Annotated in this window: 16 protein-coding genes; 6 read left to right on the top strand and 10 right to left on the bottom strand. The window is 56.7% G+C overall.

Annotated elements, in window-relative coordinates; translation table 11 throughout:
- Positions 1-6: 6 nt before the first annotated feature.
- On the bottom strand, positions 7-435 hold the full coding sequence (locus tag PKO02S_RS14830) for a hypothetical protein (protein WP_127584122.1): 429 nt from the start codon (positions 433-435) through the stop codon (positions 7-9).
- A gap of 186 nt (positions 436-621) precedes the next feature.
- Here PKO02S_RS14830 and PKO02S_RS14825 point away from each other — a divergent pair, with 186 nt between their 5' ends.
- From PKO02S_RS14825 to PKO02S_RS14815, 3 genes are all read left to right on the top strand, one after another.
- Entirely contained in the window at positions 622-1,413 is a 792-nt protein-coding gene (locus tag PKO02S_RS14825; RefSeq protein WP_127584120.1) for a class I SAM-dependent methyltransferase, read from the top strand.
- 82 nt (positions 1,414-1,495) lie between these two features.
- On the top strand, positions 1,496-2,050 hold the full coding sequence (locus tag PKO02S_RS14820; RefSeq protein WP_127584118.1) for an RNA polymerase sigma factor: 555 nt from the start codon (positions 1,496-1,498) through the stop codon (positions 2,048-2,050).
- Positions 2,047-2,706 carry a hypothetical protein gene (locus PKO02S_RS14815; RefSeq protein ID WP_127584116.1) on the top strand — a complete coding sequence of 220 codons (660 nt, stop codon included), beginning with the start codon at positions 2,047-2,049 and terminating at the stop codon, positions 2,704-2,706. The genes PKO02S_RS14820 and PKO02S_RS14815 overlap by 4 nt, the downstream gene beginning before the upstream one ends.
- A 488-nt stretch (positions 2,707-3,194) precedes the next feature.
- On the opposite strand, the gene PKO02S_RS14810 is transcribed toward PKO02S_RS14815, so the two are convergent.
- From PKO02S_RS14810 to PKO02S_RS14780, 7 genes are all read right to left on the bottom strand, one after another.
- Entirely contained in the window at positions 3,195-6,707 is a 3,513-nt protein-coding gene (locus tag PKO02S_RS14810; RefSeq protein WP_164821465.1) for an S-layer homology domain-containing protein, read from the bottom strand.
- A gap of 260 nt (positions 6,708-6,967) precedes the next feature.
- Positions 6,968-7,891, bottom strand: a complete 924-nt coding sequence (cysK, locus tag PKO02S_RS14805) for a cysteine synthase A (RefSeq protein WP_127584111.1) — start codon at positions 7,889-7,891, stop codon at positions 6,968-6,970.
- A 69-nt stretch (positions 7,892-7,960) separates the two neighbouring features.
- The gene (locus tag PKO02S_RS14800) at positions 7,961-9,343 is read right to left on the bottom strand and encodes an MFS transporter (RefSeq protein WP_127584109.1); all 1,383 of its coding nucleotides are present in this window, start codon (positions 9,341-9,343) and stop codon (positions 7,961-7,963) included.
- Positions 9,344-9,521: 178 nt separating this feature from the next.
- Entirely contained in the window at positions 9,522-10,040 is a 519-nt protein-coding gene (locus PKO02S_RS14795) for a hypothetical protein (RefSeq protein ID WP_127584107.1), read from the bottom strand.
- Between the two features lie 104 nt (positions 10,041-10,144).
- Complete coding sequence (locus PKO02S_RS14790; RefSeq protein WP_127584105.1) at positions 10,145-10,564, bottom strand: DUF350 domain-containing protein; 420 nt, start codon at positions 10,562-10,564, stop codon at positions 10,145-10,147.
- 107 nt (positions 10,565-10,671) lie between these two features.
- The gene (locus PKO02S_RS14785; protein ID WP_127584103.1) at positions 10,672-11,349 is read right to left on the bottom strand and encodes a PspA/IM30 family protein; all 678 of its coding nucleotides are present in this window, start codon (positions 11,347-11,349) and stop codon (positions 10,672-10,674) included.
- 154 nt (positions 11,350-11,503) lie between these two features.
- On the bottom strand, positions 11,504-13,867 hold the full coding sequence (locus PKO02S_RS14780) for an endonuclease MutS2 (RefSeq protein WP_246067025.1): 2,364 nt from the start codon (positions 13,865-13,867) through the stop codon (positions 11,504-11,506).
- Between the two features lie 295 nt (positions 13,868-14,162).
- Between PKO02S_RS14780 and PKO02S_RS14775 the strand changes: the two genes are divergently transcribed.
- The 3 genes from PKO02S_RS14775 (at position 14,163) to PKO02S_RS14765 (ending at position 16,162) form a co-directional block, all read left to right on the top strand.
- On the top strand, positions 14,163-14,528 hold the full coding sequence (locus tag PKO02S_RS14775; RefSeq protein ID WP_127584099.1) for a phage holin family protein: 366 nt from the start codon (positions 14,163-14,165) through the stop codon (positions 14,526-14,528).
- 147 nt (positions 14,529-14,675) lie between these two features.
- Positions 14,676-15,101: a cupredoxin domain-containing protein gene (locus PKO02S_RS14770; protein WP_127584096.1), complete on the top strand. Its 426-nt coding sequence runs from the start codon at positions 14,676-14,678 to the stop codon at positions 15,099-15,101.
- A 323-nt stretch (positions 15,102-15,424) separates the two neighbouring features.
- On the top strand, positions 15,425-16,162 hold the full coding sequence (locus PKO02S_RS14765) for an SDR family NAD(P)-dependent oxidoreductase (protein ID WP_127584094.1): 738 nt from the start codon (positions 15,425-15,427) through the stop codon (positions 16,160-16,162).
- Between the two features lie 83 nt (positions 16,163-16,245).
- Here PKO02S_RS14765 and PKO02S_RS14760 read toward each other — a convergent pair whose 3' ends face one another.
- Together PKO02S_RS14760 and PKO02S_RS32395 are read right to left on the bottom strand one after the other, a co-directional pair.
- Positions 16,246-16,794, bottom strand: a complete 549-nt coding sequence (locus PKO02S_RS14760; RefSeq protein ID WP_127584092.1) for a CvpA family protein — start codon at positions 16,792-16,794, stop codon at positions 16,246-16,248.
- Positions 16,795-17,776, bottom strand: a 982-nt coding sequence (locus tag PKO02S_RS32395) for a coiled-coil domain-containing protein (RefSeq protein ID WP_164821464.1), incomplete at its 5' end; no start/stop codon positions are given. It abuts the gene before it with no gap.

Genomic DNA, 17,776 nt, shown 5'->3' with positions numbered 1-17,776 from the left:
ATTATCCTAGATCGTATGGTGACTACGGACATACTTGCGGGCATGCAGCAGCTTCGTAATCGTCGGGATCAGGTCGCGATGCCCATCATCCGTCAGCACGACGAAGGAGGTGGTTGGCTGCTCTTCACCGTCGTAAGGAGAGGAGGAGGAGGCTGGGTCGGCGGAGGCCGAGGCGGAGGAAGCCACCAAGCGGCCAAAGCCGACCAACCGGCTGTCGTCATAGGCGGCGATGATCCGGTCGTTCGCTGAGGTATCCATCATGCTATAAGGAAAGGTGTCGTCGTCGGATGTGGCGGAAGGCGAACTTCCGATTGGGGTGGAACCGGCTACAGCAGCGGTATTGGGCCCGGCGTTTTCACGTTGTTTGGCGCTTTCCTTCAGCAGCTTCTCGAGCATATACGGATCCGGCATTCGATTCTCAAATGCAATCATCATCTTGTATCACCTCATTAGCGGTTTCATTCGTTGCACTTATAATTATGCACTATTATGTATTTTAATACAACATCTTTCTCATTTCCTACTTCTCTTACAACTTCACGGAAGCATGGATTGCTACTTGGTTGTTCGTTGGATATACTGGGTACAATAATCCAAGTGAACGAAGGAACAGGACGCTCTATGCAAAAAGAATTGAATCTTCACAATGCCAAGGCGTGGAACCAGCACGCCTACGACGCTTGGGTGCATCGATTCGGCACGCCCGAGCAAGCTGCGGCTCGCCTGAAAGCCGATCCTGCCGCCCGCATCCGCTCCTTCGCCGCCTATACCGGCGAGCTGGCCGGGCGGAAAGTCGCGAACCTGCTCGGCTCGCACGGCGGCAAGGCGGTCCCGATGGCGCTGCTCGGCGCGACGGTCACAGTCGTCGATTTCTCCGACGAGAACGCGCAATACGCCGGCGAGCTCGCCGCGGCAGCAGGGGTCCCGCTCCGCTATGTGGTCGCGGACGTGCTGGAGCTGCCGGACGAAGAGCTGACCGGGGACTATGACCTCGTGCTGATGGAATTCGGCATCCTTCACTATTTTCTCGAGCTGGAGCCTCTGATGCGGATCGTAAATCGGCTGCTGCACCCCGGCGGACGGTTTATTCTGCAAGATTTTCACCCCGTCTCGACCAAGCTGATCACCTCCCGCGGAACGACGGCCAACATTCGCAAGCATAAGGTGACCGGCGACTATTTCGACACGTCCATCGAGGAGACCGATGTCGCCTATTCGAAGTTCGTCCCGGGGCTCGATTCCGCGACCATGCACAAGGTCAAGCTCCGCAAGTGGACGCTTGGCGAGATCGTGACCGGGGTGGCGTCCGCCGGGTTGTTCCTGGAACGGCTGGACGAAGAAGCGAACGCCTCCTCCGACTTGTTCGACAAAGGCATTCCGAAGACATTCACCCTGGCGGCACGCAAATTGTAAGGTGATCTGTGTAAAGTTCCTTTCTTTTTATTGGAAGGGAACTTTTTTGCTGCTTGCGGTTCTATTAAGGTGAGGTGATTCGATGGAGGAGCATTATTTGCGCGGGCTGACGCATACGGACGACCCCGGCACTTTGCTTCGCGACCTGATGCAGACGTACGGCAACGAGGTGTGGAGCTATGCATATGTGTTGACCGGGCAACGGGAGGCGGCGGATGATTTGTCCCAGGATGTGTTCCTGAGCGCCTACCGGAATCTCGCCGGTTTCCGAGGAGACTCCAGCGTCCGTACCTGGCTTCTGCGCATCACTCGCAACGCTTGCTTCAACTTCAGGCGCGCCTCCTTTTTCCGGAGAACCGTCTTGCACGCTTGGATCGCGAGCAAGGAGCGGCATCGGTCGGCGGAGGACGAAGCTCTGCAGCGGATGGAGCTGCAGCAGGTTTGGGCGAGCGTCATGGCTCTGTCGCCCAAGCTGCGAGAGGCGCTTGTGCTCGAGGCGCATTATCAGCTGTCGTACCGGGAAATCGCCCAGCTGCTGGGCATTTCCGAAGGGACTGTCAAATCCCGCATTCATAGAGCGCGGGCTAAGCTCAAAGCAAACACAGCTACGGACGACGAGGAGGGAATGCGGTCATGAAATCGTCAGACACAGAAGGAAGCAGAGAGGCTGGAGTGCCTGCCTGGTACAAGGAGCTGCGGGAGCAGCCGGGCGGAGCGGCGGGAGGCATGAACAAGCGGCTTCAGGAGCTGGTTGTCGCTCGTGTTTCAGCAGAAAGCAGAGGCGTCGGCAAAGGCGGCAAGAGCATGATATGGCCACCGGGTTGGCGGATGATTCGTACAGCTGCGGCAGGTTATGCCATGGCGGGGCTGCTCATAGTGGCAGCTGCGGTCGCCGCCGTTCTCCAGCTATCAGGGCCTCCTTCCGCTGTGGACCGTTCTCCAGCTGGCGTGCAGCTTGCTCCGATCGTTTACGAGCAAGGGGGGCGCAAAGTAGCCGAGGCATTTCCCGGCGGTGATTATCATGCAGGCGAAGCGGCAGGCTGCTGGTGGAACTTATACATCCCGTTCGACGAAGCGAAGACGAAGCGCGTTCGCATCGAAGCCGTGCATACAGCCAGCGGATTGACTTACATGGAGCTTCCGGAGGTCGAGCTCGCCCAAGTCGGGCAAGCCTACGATGACTTCACTCGGGTGTCTACCTCTTTTCTCGTTCCGGTCGAAGGGGGCTGGACATTCCGCGTCATGCTGGACGAACAGCTTTTTGCTGTGCTGGATGTTCGGGTGCCTCGGTAAGTGCCAGGGAAGTGGAGACCAACCCAACTATTTTCCGACTACTACGACAACTATAACAATTCCGACCCGCAATTTAGAAAACTTTTGTTTGTTAGTAGCCCACTTTCGTTCTCTGGCCCAGTTTCCACCAATCTGTCGCCCTGAAGGCGGATTCCTTGTCAACCTGCCCCTCCCCCACGAACGCCAAGTAACCGCTCGCTGGATGCAGTCCGAAAAAGTCGGACTGCAAGGCCGCTCCTAGACAGATTAGGCCCCCCAGTCCGAGTTTGCCGAATTGGAGCGGGGGGTTTTGTGAGAGGTGCGTAAAAAATCCTCTGTAAGCGGGTAAACTCGGACTGGAGCACCCCCTATATTTAGCGGGTGCCTCCCGTAGTCAGGAAAAGTCGGACTCCAGCACAATGGAGGCCGTTGTCTCCGTCCTTAGAAAGGGGGAACCATAAGAAAGGCATCGCAGGGCGGAAGCCCGACGATGCCTTTTATTGCAGCTATTAGATAAGCTCCGACAAACGAAGCAGACGCTGTACGAGCACTGCGGTTTCCGCACGCGTAATCGACGCCAGCGGTGCCAGCTCATTGGCGGCACGCCCATTGGTTAAACCGCTTCGCAAGCTGTCGACGACGCTGCCCTTCGCCCAAGCCGATATGAGAACCGCGTCTTGGAAGCCGCTTAGTCCGTCTTGTGCGCCGAGCGCCGGAAGCTTCTTGCTGAGTCCGGTCAGTCCCATCGCACGGGTCAGGATGACCATTGCCTGCTCGCGTGTGATGGACGCGGTCGGGCGATACGTGCCGTCCTCGAACCCGTCCAACAAGCCATAAGTGCGGGCGGTCAGCAACGCATCGTGGTACCAGTCGGTCGTCTTCACATCGCTGAACGGCGCGCTGCCCTTCATCGGCTTCAGGCCGAGCCCTCTGACCAGAATGGCGGCAAATTCAGCACGCGTAACCGATAGATCAGGCGCGAACTCGCTGTCACTCTTGCCCTCAACCACCAACCGAGAGCCCATGTCGTTGATCGCTTCCTTCGCCCAATGCCCGGCTGCATCCGGGAACTGCTTCGGATTCCAGATGACCGAGTAGGCACTGTTGGACAAGCTGTTTATTATTGCTTGGTAGCGATCCTTTTCCATAAATACTTTCGTCGGAACATGCCAGAAGTTGCCTGCCCCATCACCCGTAATGCCCGTCGTGATCTTATTGGGATCCACTTGAGCCGGCAACGTAATCGTGCGCTCTACGTAGGCGTTGAAGCGGTCGACTTCGACCTCTTTGTTCCCGTAGGTAGCGGTGATATGGAAAATGACAGGCGCTGCCACGAGCTCGAAGCCCATTTTGTCGGCGGACTCTTCTGCAGCCTTAACGGACGACTCGTCCGATTGGGTGATTTCAATGCGAATCTTGATATCTTGCAGGTTGACATTCGATCCGAGCTGGCCGGTAATGGCCGAAATGTTGATCTGGTCCGCAGGCAGGCGATAGGAAGCTTGCTCCGTCTTGATCTCGACGATGGCTTCCTTCTCTTCCATGCTCTTCACCATCGCGCCCGTCAATTCGCCGGCTATTACATCCGAGTTCAAATTGACCGGGATCGTAAGCACGGCACCTGTCCCTTCGGTGGCGAGCCGTTCCTCCAGCTTCTTGGGATCGACTGTAATCGTGGTCACGGTTTGGTTGCCGACTTTTTCGGTTTTGGCGGTGCCTGCGTTTTCTTCTTTGCCGTTCACTAACACGACTACACCGGTATCCGGATTCGTAACCGGAGTCTGCGGCGGCGACGGCGGTGACGGTGACGGTGGCGCCGAAGGCGTTACCGAGTTGGACGGAGCCGAAGCTGTGCTGCTGCCTTGTCCATTGACCGCTGCAACTGTGAAAGTGTAGCTCGTGCCGTTGCTCAGCCCGTCGACCCGGATTGGGCTCGACGTTCCGCTCACGGTACGGCCTCCGGGCGACACAGTTACGGTGTAACCGGTGACCGGAGTACCGCCTGTTGATGCAGGCGCCGTGAAGGACACAGATGCATACCCGTCACCTGCTGTAGCGGAAACACCCGTAGGTACACCTGGCACCGTCAACGGTGTAGCCGATGCCTGGTTCGAGTACGCCCCATCCACCGTGTCAATCTGGCCTACTATCACGAAGTAGTACAGCGTTCCATTCGTCAGTCCGGTTACGTTCTTGCCATAGACCGATCCGGCCACCGTATCGATCAGCGAGCCGTACACACCGGAGGTGACGGATTGGTACACTTTATAGCCTGTTGCCCGTTCGACCGGCGTCCAGGACAATGTCACCGCTCCATCGCCCGATGGTGTAGCCACAAGTGTTGAGGTCCCTGGGCTTTTCACCTCTACGGAATTGGAGTATGTTATCGCGTCCGGAGGCGAAAGATCGGTCACGTGTGTAAGCTTTGCCCGGAATTGATACATATGGCCTGGATCAAACGAGACGTCTATGCTCGTTGGCACCCCTGTCCAGGTTTGCGGCAAAGCTGTCCAAGCTGCTGCATAATCTACTTTTTGTTCCAAGGAAATTGAAGTAGCGGCATTCAAGATGTCGATCAATCCGCTCGGAAAGCTCAGCTTGGCGCTGCTGTATGTCACATCCGATACTGTCAGAGCGGGCGATCGATAACCGCCGACTACGGTATAGTACTGTTTGTTGGCAGGCGAAGTCACAAGGGTCGTATCTCCCTGATCCAAGGAAATGGATACGTTGTCTTGCGAATTCGATTCTCTCAACTGCTCGCCGATGAGGTAGGCATCGTCACTTGAAACGAGACTCTGACCGTTGACAATCATCGTCGTGTTAGTCGTAACCCCGTCCCATGATTGCGTGATATCGACTCCAGAATCATTGTACAGAAGCAAATTGCCGGAAATGGAGAGGTTGGTACTATAGAAGCCGATAACAGAAATAGCAGAACTTACATAACCAAGCTGAGTCGTGCTGTCGTAACCTGTAATCTTGTTATTGGTAATGCTGCCTGCTCCTCCATAAATGTACATGGCATACTCGTAGCCGTCGGACTGACGCAGACGTTGCGGGTAATCGGTTCCTTCAAACGAATTGTTCGTAATTTCAAGCGCTCCGCTGCGAATAGCAATCGCGTTGCGGAAAGCGTTGCTGCTGTCGAACTTGGAATTTTTGATTGTGGTAGAAACAGCGCCGGGTTCGGCATGAACCCCTAAACTAAGGTTGTCGCCCGGTACAGGGTTATTGTGAAAATCAAGTAGCGTCGTGTTATCCATTGTCAGAGAACCGCCGGTTTTCACGTTGATTACGGTGTGGATGCTGTTGCTCCCATTTTGCAGGGTTACATCTTTAAGTTTCAAATGACTCCCCGTGCCTTCAACTCGAATGAAGGTTTGTACACCTGCGTAATTGATGCCCATGTAGGTTACAACGACACCGTCCGCGCCGACGACCGTATCCGTAACCCCGGCCCCGGCCCGAATTACAGCGCCATGCCCGATGATTTGCAAGCTGCGCGAGATAGTGCCTCCCGGAAAGTCGTAGATGCGTCCTTCAACCAAGTGAATAGTGGAGACGGCAGAATTGTTTATATACGATTTCAAGGAAAGCGAGTCAATTGCGGTCACTTCAGAGCGCGATTCCGTGGTAAACGTCCACGTTATTTTATCCGCAATGCCGCCGTACATATCGCCATTTGCATTTTTAAAGGCACCCGAAGCGATCTCTATGTAGTAGGCCGTGTTGTATAAAAGGTCATAGACCGGGTTGATCGTAACTGTCGACCCCGATGCCGTTAACGCGCCGCTGTTCGTATTAATCGTCTCCGCTGTGATGTCGTCGGCCGCATACTTGATCTTGATCAACTTCCCCGAAACTACTGTTACCGGCTCCTCGAACGTAATTGTCAAATCGCCGTATACCGATACCCCGACAGATGCAGGCGCAGGGCCGAAGGAATCCACGTTGAAAGCCGGATCCGCGTTGGCGGGATTGGCCGACAGCAACGGCATTACCCCCGTCAGTAGTAACACAAATACCAATAACCTTGCTAAAGCGGGCCTCGCATAAAGTTGCCCCTGCATCCACCATTCTCCTCCCATGATAAAAGAGTCTTTCGACCCAAATACCTTAAGCATATCGAACCATTCTGAAAAAATACTGAAATATTCGCTATTACTCGACTATTTTCAGCTCAACAAATGCGGTGCCGATGCGTGCGGGACGACTCCGATACAAATAAAAAAGAGCGAACCCCAGGTTACCCCCAGGTCCGCCCCTCTCCAAAACCTTGTTATCCAAACACACCCATGCTCAAATACCGCTCGCCGGTGTCCGGCGCAATACAGAGCACCCGCTTGCCCGGGCCGATGCGGCGCGCCGCCTGCAAGCCGGCCCACACGGAGGCGCCGGCCGAAGGCCCGACGAGGATACCCTCGAGCCGCGCCAGGTCCACGGTCGTACGCAGCGCGTCGTCGTCGGCCACCTGCACGATCCGGTCGTACACGGACGTGTTCAAGATCGACGGCACGAAGCCCGGGCTCGTGCCCACGAGCTTGTGCGGCCCGGGCTGCCCGCCGGATAGCACCGGCGACCCCTGCGGCTCGACGACGAGGATCTCGATGCCGGGCAGATGCTCGCGCAGCACCTCGCCGGTGCCGGTGATCGTCCCTCCTGTGCCGGAGGTCGCGACGAACACGTCAAGCCGGCCCTCCGTCTGCTCGAGAATCTCGAGCGCGGTCGTCCGCCGGTGAATGTCCGGGTTCGCGCGGTTCTCGAACTGCTGCGGGATGAAGCTGCCGGGAATCGTCGCCCGCAGCTCCTCCGCCTTGCGGATTGCGCCCGGCATCCGCTCGGCCGCCGGCGTCAGCACGACTTCCGCGCCGTACGCCTTCAGGATGTTGATCCGCTCCTTGGTCGAGTTGTCCGGCATGATCATAATGGCGCGATAACCCTTGGCCGCCGCATTCATCGCCAGGCCGATGCCCGTATTGCCGCTCGTCGGCTCGATGATCGTCGCGCCCGGCTCCAGCAAACCGTCGGCTTCCGCCTGCGCGATCAAATTAAAAGCCGCACGGTCTTTCACGCTGCGGCTAGGATTGAAGTATTCCAGCTTCACAATCACTTCCGCATCTTCCGGTCCGGTCAACCGGTTCAGCTTCACTGCCGGCGTATTCCCGATCAATTCGGTAATGCTCGATACCAGTTTACGACTCATATTCCCCACTCGCCTCCATCGTCCATTCCTAAGAAGTATCCTTAGTATACCATACAATCTCCAGTATGGTTATCGGATTTCCTTCCTATGGACCGGAGCAAGCCGACCTCGCATAAACCACCAAGCCAAAAGAGGCGAACTGCCGATGCCGAGCAGCAGCCAATTGATGGCCATCGGCGAAGAATGCGTCCAAGTGACGACCAAGATGAAAGTCAAGGTCCCCAGCATCCGTCCGACGTTCAGCCCGAGCTCGCGAATGACGACATACTCGACTCTTTGTTTGGCGCTCTCTTCGTCTTTGCCGATCAAGTCAAACACGGAGGAGGTCATGGGAATGACATACAGAGGAATGAACAAGGCCGTTCCGATCCCGAAAATAAGCAAAGTCGAGTAATTCAATTTCCAGAAAAAGGGCAGAATCACCCCTATCATCACGGCGGCTCCGACCAGCATGCCCCGTTTGCGGTATCCCGGTTTGATAAATCGCCCGACGACGAAAAAGCTTACAAGCGCCAAAGCGGAAGTAATCAGCGAAAAATTGCCGATGTGCATCTCATTCTGGGTCGCAATGTAAATAAGCAGCCCGATAATAAAACCGAACACACCTTCCCGCATGCCTTGGGCAACCAGAGCCGCGAATACTGGCCTCCACGGACCCCTCACTCGGAGCGTGCGGAAGCCGAGCAGCCAATCATAGGTCCCTTCCACCTTGCGCTTTTTCAGGAAAAAACTAACGACCGCCCCAAGCACGAACACGGCCAATGAGACTCCGAAAATCCAGCGATAGCCGGCATTCCCCGGCAGCTGCGAGATGACGAAGCCCGACACCCAAGGCGCGATCATCCCGGCACCGGAGCCGAGCAGCCCCGCCCAGCCGTTGAATCGATCGCGGTTGTCCGGGTCGGTGATTTCGAAATATACGACGTTGAAGGCCAACCAGAAAAAACCCGAAGCAAGCCCCTGCACGATGCCGAGCGCTACGATCCAATCCGCCGCCGCCCGCTCCAGGAACAGCACGAACAAATAAAACAACGCCGAGCTGACGACACCCAGCCGCAGGGCGTTCATCTTATTGCCTTCCTTGACCCATTTGCCCGCCAGCCAAAACGTAAACGCCATCGTGATCTGATGAGAGAAGGCGAACCAGCCGATCATCGCAAAATCGTTTTTCACTTTCCACAAATAAACGTTCACAAAAGTGCCGGACAATGCATTGGCCGCCGCGAACAAGCCGTTGACGAGCAGCAGCAGCCACGCTTGCCTGTTCAATCGAGCACCCTTTCCCTGCTTGGCGGGCTCCTTCCGGCCTTCATCCTTCCAATCGGCTGTCTGCCTATCGCCATCACGGTCGTCCGAACGGTCGCGGTTCTGAAAGTACCCGCCGTCCTCCTCCGGACGCTGCCCAAGTGTGCCCCATCGCGAGCGAGCGGCAGGTCGGTCTTTTGTGCGCATGAAGTTCACCTATGTTCTGTTCTGGATTGCCAGCCAATCGGCGACTTCCTATAACGTTCCCCCGCTCCAGCGAAAACATCCCCATCCGGCAGCCATTTCCAGCCAACACAAAAAAACGCCGGAAGACAGAGGCAAATTCCCTCATCACCGGCAATTGGTTTGATGTGCGATTGCTATTCTATTCGTCCAATTGCTTCGTTAGCTGCCGAACGAACTTCATCCGGGACTCATCGGTCAACTTGGTCTCCACCCGGAAGCAGCTCGGGCATACGAATGCGTCCACCTGCAGTTTGCCCCCCAGAAGCGGTTCCGGCCATTCGGCCAGCGCCGAAGACGGCTTCACAACACGCCCGCCTTCCAATTCCCCGATGTGCAGCATATCTTCGCCGCAAGCGGGGCATTCGGAGAACACGTCCTGCCGGTCCAGCAAATGGCGTGCAACCGCTTCGTAGTTCGACATCGTATACAGCTCCTCGTCGTCTCCGTCTGAAGCTTGCCGACTGTGAGCATGGATCGTGGCCCGAGCATCGCCTTCGTCTTCCGCCTCATCCTCTTCGCTATCGAACAGACTGACGCTGCGGTAATTGGTCAGCTCGTTCAAGCAATGCGGACATTGCTCCTCCGGTCCCAGCTCCTCGTCCCATACAATTTCCGTCGAGCACCACGGACATATCGTCGTTAGCCGATCGTCGCTCATTTGCCTCTTCCTCCGCTACATTTACTTCAGTAAATAATAAACTCCGATGCCGAAAAATACAAATGCCAAAGCAAATAACGTACCCCATAAGTATTTCATGCCGATTAAGTCACACTCGCTCCGATAACATAGGATAAGGCCACCGACAGCACAAGCGACAGGAAGCCAACGGCACGATTATCCCGCTCCAGCTCCTGGTCGATCTTGAACACAGGCGTGAGAAACTCGAAAATAAAATAGGCGACGAGCAGCAGCACGAAGCCGAAGCTGGCCCAAATCAAGGAATGCAGAATCGTGTCGTTGTTCAAGATGGCAAACCGGAAAATGTTGCAAATCCCGAAGATTTTGCCCCCTAGCGCCATTGCGACGGAGACGTTGCCTTTCTTGATCTCAGCCCAGTCGTTATACTTCGTGACGAACTCGAAAATCGCCAGGAACAAAATCAACGCCAGAATCGCAACCGAGAAAAAAGCCAATGTTTCCAAATAAGGATTCGACATCAACACATCCACTTCCTCAACCATCGATTATCAGCGCCCTTCCCAAAAGGCTGAAGAGACCGAGGATATATCGCTTCCCGCGGTCTCTCTGCTTATCAGTATACCACAATAGTATTCGAGTCAGGCCGGTTCTAGTTTTGTTTCTTCTCAGCCAGCTTCGCGCGCAAAGCGGCAAGCTCGTCGTCAACCCCGTCGTTCTTGTCGAGCTGGTTCAGCTCATCGTCGAGCGAACGATTCGAAGCACGCAGGTCGCTGCTAGCCTCCGCTTCGGCTTCCAGCTGCATCACCTTCTCGCTCATCCGGTCGAAGCCCTTGGCTGCATTGTCGGTACCGAAGCCGCTCATCGCCTGATTGATATGCTTCTGGGCCTTCGCCGCTTCCGCACGGGCAACGAGCAAGTCCTTCTTGTTCTTCATCTTGCCGAACTCGTCCTTCATCTCTTCGAGCTGGCTGCGCAGGCGGTCGGCATTCGTCTTCGCCACGGCATGCTGGTTCTTGAAGTCGTCGACTCGGATCTGATGCTCCTTCTTGTCCTGCAGCGCACGGCGAGCCAAGTCCTCGTTGCCTTGCTCCAGCGCCTTGAGCGCTTGCTCCTCACGGCGCGATACCATCTCTTGCGCTTCCTCAAGCTGCTGCTTGAATTTCTTCTCGATCGCGATCTGCTTGGCTACGGCCGACTCGGCCTCCTGAATGTCCTGCTCCATGTCCCTCAGAAACTGGTTCAGCATCTTGACCGGATCTTCAGCCTTATCCAGCAAGTCGTTGATCGAAGCCATCGTCATGTCGCGCAGTCTTTTGAAAATTCCCATTGTTCATGCCTCCCGCAAATTTGGTTTGATGTTGATTCGGTTATGGTTAAGGATTTGATCCGTGTCCAACGCGCGTGGTTTGTTCCGGTTACACCCTTTTATACGCAATTCCGAAGCGAAGGTTTCAGCCCCCATATTTGCCCTGGGAAATCGTTTATTTCAGCTCCACGACCGTCACGCCTACGCCGCCTTCGCCGTAATTGCCGAGCCGGAAGCTCTTGATATGCTTATGCTTGCGGAAGTATTCCGTCAGTCCCGTGCGCAAGACACCTGTGCCTTTGCCATGGATGACATATACTTGGCCGAAGCCGTTCAGGAAACTCTCGTCGAGGAAACGGTCGGTCTCCATGATCGCCTCTTCCAAGTTCGCTCCGCGGAGATCCAACTCTGTGCGAACATTCTCGTCCCGCGTCCGCTTGACCGTAGCGGACACCTGCTGCTGCGGCTTCGCCGCCGGGGCCGACTTCAGCTTCTCGAGCTGGTCGTGCCGCACCTTCACCTTCATGATGCCGAGCTGCACCATGGCTTCCTTGTCGTTGATCAGCTCCACGACATGGCCCTTCTGGTTCAAGTGGACGACACGCACTTCGTCGCCCGCTTCGACGCGCTCAGCTTTGCGTTTGACGGCTGACTGAGGATCCTTCGCCCGCAGCTCCGGAGCGGCTTGATCGAGGCGCCGCTTGGCGTCGATCAGCTTGTGCTCCTTGACCGCGCCGCGCTCCTCCAGCGCCAGCCGCCGCAGCTCGCGGATGACCTCGTCGGCTTCCGCGCGCGCCTTGGCGACGGCGTCGCGCGCCTCCTGCTCGGCGCGGACGAGCAGCTTGTCGCGCTGCTCGCGGAAGCGGCGCTGCTCGTCCTCGAGCTGCCGCTTCACCGCCTCGATCTCGGCGCGCTGCTGTTCGGCGTTGCGGCGCTCCGCCTCGGCGGTGGCGCGGTTCGCCTCGAGCGAGGCGATCATCGACTCGACGCGCAGGTCGTCCTCGCCGACCTGACCGCGCGCCGTGTCGATGATGCGCCGCGGCAATCCGAGCCGCTCGGCGATCGCGAATGCGTTGCTGCGCCCCGGCACGCCGACGAGCAGCCGGTACGTCGGGCTCAGCGTCTGCACGTTGAATTCCATGCTCGCGTTGATGATTCCTTTGCGCTCGAAGGCGTATGCCTTCAGCTCGCTGTAATGCGTCGTAGCGATCGTGCGGCAGCCGAGGCGATGAATTTCTTCGAGGATGGCGATCGCAAGGGCGGAGCCCTCCGAAGGGTCCGTCCCGGCGCCCAATTCGTCGAGCAGCACGAGGCTTTTAGGCGTCATGCCTTTGAGAATACTAATAATATTCGTTAAGTGGCTGGAGAACGTACTGAGATTCTGCTCAATGCTCTGTTCATCGCCGATGTCCGCGTAGATCGCGTCGAACACGCATAGCTGGCTGCCGTCCTCAGCCGGGATGAACAGCCCCGACATCGCCATCAAGCTAAGCAGGCCGGTCGTCTTCAGCGACACCGTCTTGCCGCCCGTATTCGGCCCGGTCACAATAATCGTCGTGAACTGGTTGCCGAGCTCGATGTCAAGCGGCACGACTGCCTCGGGCGCGATGAGCGGATGGCGGCCTTTCTTGATCTTGAGAAAGCCGCGGTCGTTCATCATCGGCAGAGTAGCCTTCAGCTCGCGGGCAAGTCCCGCCTTGGCGAAGACGAAGTCGAGCTCGGCGATGCCCTCCACGCTGTACCCGAGCATTTCGTGATGCTCGGCGACGATTGAGGTGAGACGGAGAAGAATTTTCTCGATCTCCTTCTCTTCCTTCATCTTCAGCTCGCGCAGCTTGTTGTTCAGCGTGACGACTGCTTCCGGCTCGATGAAGAGTGTCGCACCTGATGCCGACTGGTCGTGGATAATGCCGCCGAAATGGCTGCGATATTCGGATTTGACCGGTATAACATAGCGGTCATTGCGGATCGTGATGAGCGAGTCCTGCAGCATTTTCTGGATCGACGACGTGCGGATCATCTGCTCCAGCTTGTCGCGGGCCCGCGACTCGCTCGTCCGCAGCTCCACGCGGACCCGGGCCAGCTCCGGGCTGGCGCTGTCCATGACATCGGCCTGATCGTCGATGCAGGCTTTGATCGGCTGGTCGACTTCCGTATGGTCGGCGATCGTCTCCGTCACGGCAACCAGGCTCGCGATCGGATCGCTCTCGTGCACCGCCAGCAGGAACCGCTTGAGCCGGCGTCCGCCGAACGTCGTGTTCGCGATGTCGAGCAGCTCCGCGGCGTTCAGCATCCCGCCGATACGCGCCCGCTGCAGCGATGGCCGGATGTCGCGGATGCCGCCGAAGGGCGCGCCGCCCTTCAGGCGGTCGACCTTGGCCGCTTCGTCCGTCGCTCGGAGCAGCAGCTTCACCGTCTCGAGGTCCGAGCTCGGATGAAGCGCCTCCGCCTGGGCTTTGCCGAGCGATGTTTCGGCATGGTTCGCCAATCGGCGAATGATTTTGCCGAACTCCAATGTATGTAAAATTTTTGTATTCACTTGCGTTCGAAACTCCCTTCCTGGGTCAAGCCAAAGTCGCATATCGAGGGCTTATCCGTCTATTATAGCCGAAGGGAGACGCCCCTTTCCATGCCCGCTTCCTTTATAACGATTTTTGGCGATCATTTTTGCCGAGATGTGGGACTGATACTTCCTGCGAATCCGTAAACACTAATCCCGAACGGATCACAAGGTCACCGCCGTCGCCATCGCCGTTTTGGGAAGATTGTTGATGGTCGTCCGTACGGAAATAGCGGCGGCGGTTGATAAATCCGTAACATAAAGGAGGTTTCCCATGAGTTTCTTAGGCCATCTGGTTCGTCTGGTCGTCGCTACGATCGTTTTGATGGTGGTGGGCTGGATCGTACCTGCTTTCAGCATCGGCGGGTTCTGGAGCGCGTTTTTCCTCGCTCTCGTCATTGCGGTCATCGGTTGGATTATCGAAGGCATCTTCGGCAAACGGATCACGCCGTTCGGCCGGGGCATCGTCGGTTTTCTGGTTAGTGCCGCGATCATCTGGTTCGCTCAATTTATCGTCAGCGGTGTTCATGTTTCCATTCTCGGCGCGATTCTGGCTGCTCTGGTGATCGGGATCATCGATCTGTTCATTCCGGTCAGCACTCCTTTCGATTCCACAAAAAGGGAGCGCAGTGCCACCTAATTCGCGCTTTGTGACGAAGTAATGAAAAATCGTCTGAAATAGGTCTATCCTCCCCGAGGATGGGCCTTCTTTCTTTGGGGCCGGGTACATACATGGTGTACAATAAGGGCGAGCGTTAGGATTTCCCATTCATAACAGGAGGGTAATATGAAAAAACTGATTGTAGCACTCATGGCTTTTACCGTCGTATTCACGATCGCCGCCTGCGCCAAGGAAAACAAGCCTGGCAGCTCGCCAAGCCCTTCGGCATCGGCGCCTGCAACCACTAGCCCAAGCCCAGGCGGAGCTCCTGCCGCACCGGCATCCGCTGCCAAAGAGCTCAAGATTACCGCAACCAACTGGAAGTTCGATCAAGCGGAATACAAAGTAAAAGCCGGCGAAACGTACAAAGTGACTTTGAGCAGCACCGAAGGCGCCCATGGCTTCCAAACGACCGGCCTAAACTTGAACGTCGGTACGAACAAAACGGTCGAATACAAGTTTGAAAAGGCAGGCACTTACGAAATTCAATGCAACGTGCCATGCGGCAACGGCCACATGACAATGAAAGCGAAAATTGTTGTAGAAGCTTAAATAGATGCAGTTTAGGAGCGGCTCCGGTTGGGGCTGCTTTTTTTTGTAGGGTTGGGTGATCGATTAGGCTGTATCTGGGAGTACGTGAGCAGGGGTCTGAGAGACCTCAGGTTGATGGCTGGAATGGCTGAATTGGTGAGCGGATGGGCTATAACAGGTGTATGGGTGCTAGGAACGTATCCTTGGTTAGCGCGGAAGTAACGGGACGCGGAACACTTTGTCACTGTCCTCCTGTTAAGCTTTGCCGCTTTAATTAAGTAAAAGGAATTGGTATAATCAACTTGTAGACCGACATGAGCTAATCACAGTAGGGGGTTTGGATTGTGGGAAATCAGGTAGGACAACCGGCGGCATGTAAATTACAGAATCGCGTCGCCATTATTACTGGATCGGGAACCGGCCTGGGCCAAGCAACGGCGCTTCAATTCGCGCGTGAAGGCGCGATTGTCGTGTTGTGCGGGAGAAGGGTGTCGAAGCTGGAGGATGTGAAGAGGCAGATCGAAGCGGCCGGAGGAAGAGCGCTCGCCGTACAAGCGGATGTCTCGTCGGAGTCGGATGTGGATGCGCTGATCTCTATCGTAATCAAAGCTTATGGACGGATCGACGTCCTAATCAATAACGCCGCCGTCCTCGATACGGGGAAGGTGCTGGATACTTCGCTAGACGCGTGGAACTATCAGCTGCTTAATAATTTGACAAGCGTTTTTCTGATGATGAAAGCTTGTTTGCCCTTTATGAAGGATCGGCAATACGGGCGGATCGTGAACATTACGTCCGGGTTGGCGCCTGACGGAGCCGGCGGCTTCGCCGCTTACAGTGCCAGCAAAGCCGGGCTGGAATCACTCACGCGCTCGGTAGCCGGCGAGGAAGGCGGCCGCGACCTGCTGATCAATATGTACGATCCCGGTATTCTGAAAACCGAGATGCAAGCCAGCGGCGCCGACCCGAGTACGGCCGTACCGGGGCTGCTCCGCTTGGCGACGCTGCCGGCCCATGGTCCGAACGGCATGCTGTTCGAGGCCCCATACTTAGACGACGGCCAAATCGTTAGCGGCATTTGAGCTTAGCCGTCTCCGAGTGCCACGCCCACGGACAGGACCCGTCCACCTGCGCCTCCCTGCGCATTACCGTCCTCCTCCTATGCTTAGGAGTCACTCCATAGTTCTTTTAGTTTCAGCAAAGCATCGGGCATGTTCTCGATCACGAATCCGGCCGCCCGGGAATCCGCCAGCAGCTTCTGAACCGACTCGGCAGGCAGCGCGCTCATTACGTGGATGCCGATGACGATGAGCAGGACCGCTTCCAGCAAGGCAAGGATGGCGCCGGACCATTTGTTGACCGTTTTGATTACCGGAGCGCGGGCGATGAGGTTCAGAATTTTGCCGGCAAAAGAAAGCCCCACTTTCGTCAGCACGAACAGCAGGGTAAACGCAAGCGCGTTATATAAATAGACGTCCAGGTTCAAGCCTTCGATTAGAAACGCATATTGCTCGGTTGCTTGGAATGCATGCAGAGGGAGCGCCTTCTCGAGCGCAGCGGCTACGGGCTTGAAGCCTAAGTAAGCAACGAGATAGGCGATGAAAAAACCCGCTACAGACACCAGTTGGGCGATGAAACCCCGCGTGTAGCCGAGGAACCATGCGCCCGCCAGTATGACGATCACGATGATGTCTAGCATATTGGTCGCATGCATCTACTTGTTCTCGACGATTTCGACAAGCTCAATCCATTCGTTAAACTCGATTTTGAGTTTGTTGTACTCATGCTCCAGCTTCTTGTATTTCGCCTCCAGCTCGTCATTGGCGCCAATCTCCATCGTCAGCTGGCCTTCGATCGAGTCACTCGCTGCAATGCGCGCTTGCTCCAGCTCCTCTTCCAGCTCGCGGATGCGCGTCTGGGCTTGCTCGAACCGCTCTTCCCAGTCGCTCTCGGCGGACTCCAGCCGCACCAGCCATTGCGCCTCCGCCCGCGCGCTCGCCGCCTCAAGTATTCCGTCGGCCTGCTCGCGCGTCGCATGCAGCTCGGCTTCGGCTCGTTCCGCGAGCCGCTGGGCCTCATGCAGCTGCTCCTGCAGGTTGCGTTGTTTGGTTTGCCATTCGGCCTCGGCTTCGTCGAGCGCTTCTTTCCATTGCTGCTCGGTCTCTTCGACCGCTCGTTTGGATACGGCCGCTACGCGGGTTTCCGCCTGCTGCAGCTCCTCGCGGGCAGCGGTGAGCTGTTGCTGGCCGGACTGTCGGCGGCGCTCGCTCTCGTCGAGCGACTCCTGCAGCTGGCGCTCGCTGTCCTGCAAGCGCGTCAGCTCGACCAGCGCTTGCTCGGCTTCGTGCTGGCGCTCGTTGCGCGTCCGCAGCAGATCCGCCGCCAGCTTCTCCAGCGCGCTCTGCGACAGTTCGTTGCGATGCTGCAGGTCATGGAGCGCATGGTTGTGAGCTTCTTGCAGCTCTGCCAGCTGGCGGGCAAACTCATCCAGCTGCTCCTGCTGCAAGCGATCAAGCGTGTCGAGCTGCTCTTGATGAGCGTCCTGGGCTTCCTGCAGGACGTCTTGGCGCCCCAGCAGCACGAGCTCATGGGCCGCTTGCTGGTCGTCCAGCTGGCGTCTGAACGTTTCTTGCTGGCTGACGATCTGGGCCAGCAGCTTCTCTTCTTGCTCCTTGGCGAGACGCTGCTTGAGCTCC

Source organism: Paenibacillus koleovorans NBRC 103111 (genome assembly GCF_004000845.1).
GTDB classification, from domain to species: Bacteria; Bacillota; Bacilli; order Paenibacillales; family NBRC-103111; genus Paenibacillus_AA; species Paenibacillus_AA koleovorans.
The sequence above is the reverse complement of the archived record's forward strand: the minus strand, read 5'-3'. Positions and strand labels throughout refer to the sequence as shown.

Excerpts from the sequence above, each read along its gene's own strand:
- PKO02S_RS14825 (WP_127584120.1), top strand. The coding sequence starts at position 622 with ATGCAAAAAGAATTGAATCTTCACAATGCCAAGGCGTGGAACCAGCAC.
- cysK (WP_127584111.1), bottom strand. The coding sequence starts at position 7,891 with ATGAGTCGTAAACTGGTATCGAGCATTACCGAATTGATCGGGAATACG.
- PKO02S_RS14770 (WP_127584096.1), top strand. The coding sequence starts at position 14,676 with ATGAAAAAACTGATTGTAGCACTCATGGCTTTTACCGTCGTATTCACG.
- PKO02S_RS14785 (WP_127584103.1), bottom strand. The coding sequence starts at position 11,349 with ATGGGAATTTTCAAAAGACTGCGCGACATGACGATGGCTTCGATCAAC.
- PKO02S_RS14790 (WP_127584105.1), bottom strand. The coding sequence starts at position 10,564 with ATGGTTGAGGAAGTGGATGTGTTGATGTCGAATCCTTATTTGGAAACA.
- PKO02S_RS14800 (WP_127584109.1), bottom strand. The coding sequence starts at position 9,343 with ATGCGCACAAAAGACCGACCTGCCGCTCGCTCGCGATGGGGCACACTT.
- PKO02S_RS14760 (WP_127584092.1), bottom strand. The coding sequence starts at position 16,794 with ATGCATGCGACCAATATGCTAGACATCATCGTGATCGTCATACTGGCG.
- PKO02S_RS14815 (WP_127584116.1), top strand. The coding sequence starts at position 2,047 with ATGAAATCGTCAGACACAGAAGGAAGCAGAGAGGCTGGAGTGCCTGCC.
- PKO02S_RS14775 (WP_127584099.1), top strand. The coding sequence starts at position 14,163 with ATGAGTTTCTTAGGCCATCTGGTTCGTCTGGTCGTCGCTACGATCGTT.
- PKO02S_RS14830 (WP_127584122.1), bottom strand. The coding sequence starts at position 435 with ATGATGATTGCATTTGAGAATCGAATGCCGGATCCGTATATGCTCGAG.
- PKO02S_RS14795 (WP_127584107.1), bottom strand. The coding sequence starts at position 10,040 with ATGAGCGACGATCGGCTAACGACGATATGTCCGTGGTGCTCGACGGAA.
- PKO02S_RS14820 (WP_127584118.1), top strand. The coding sequence starts at position 1,496 with ATGGAGGAGCATTATTTGCGCGGGCTGACGCATACGGACGACCCCGGC.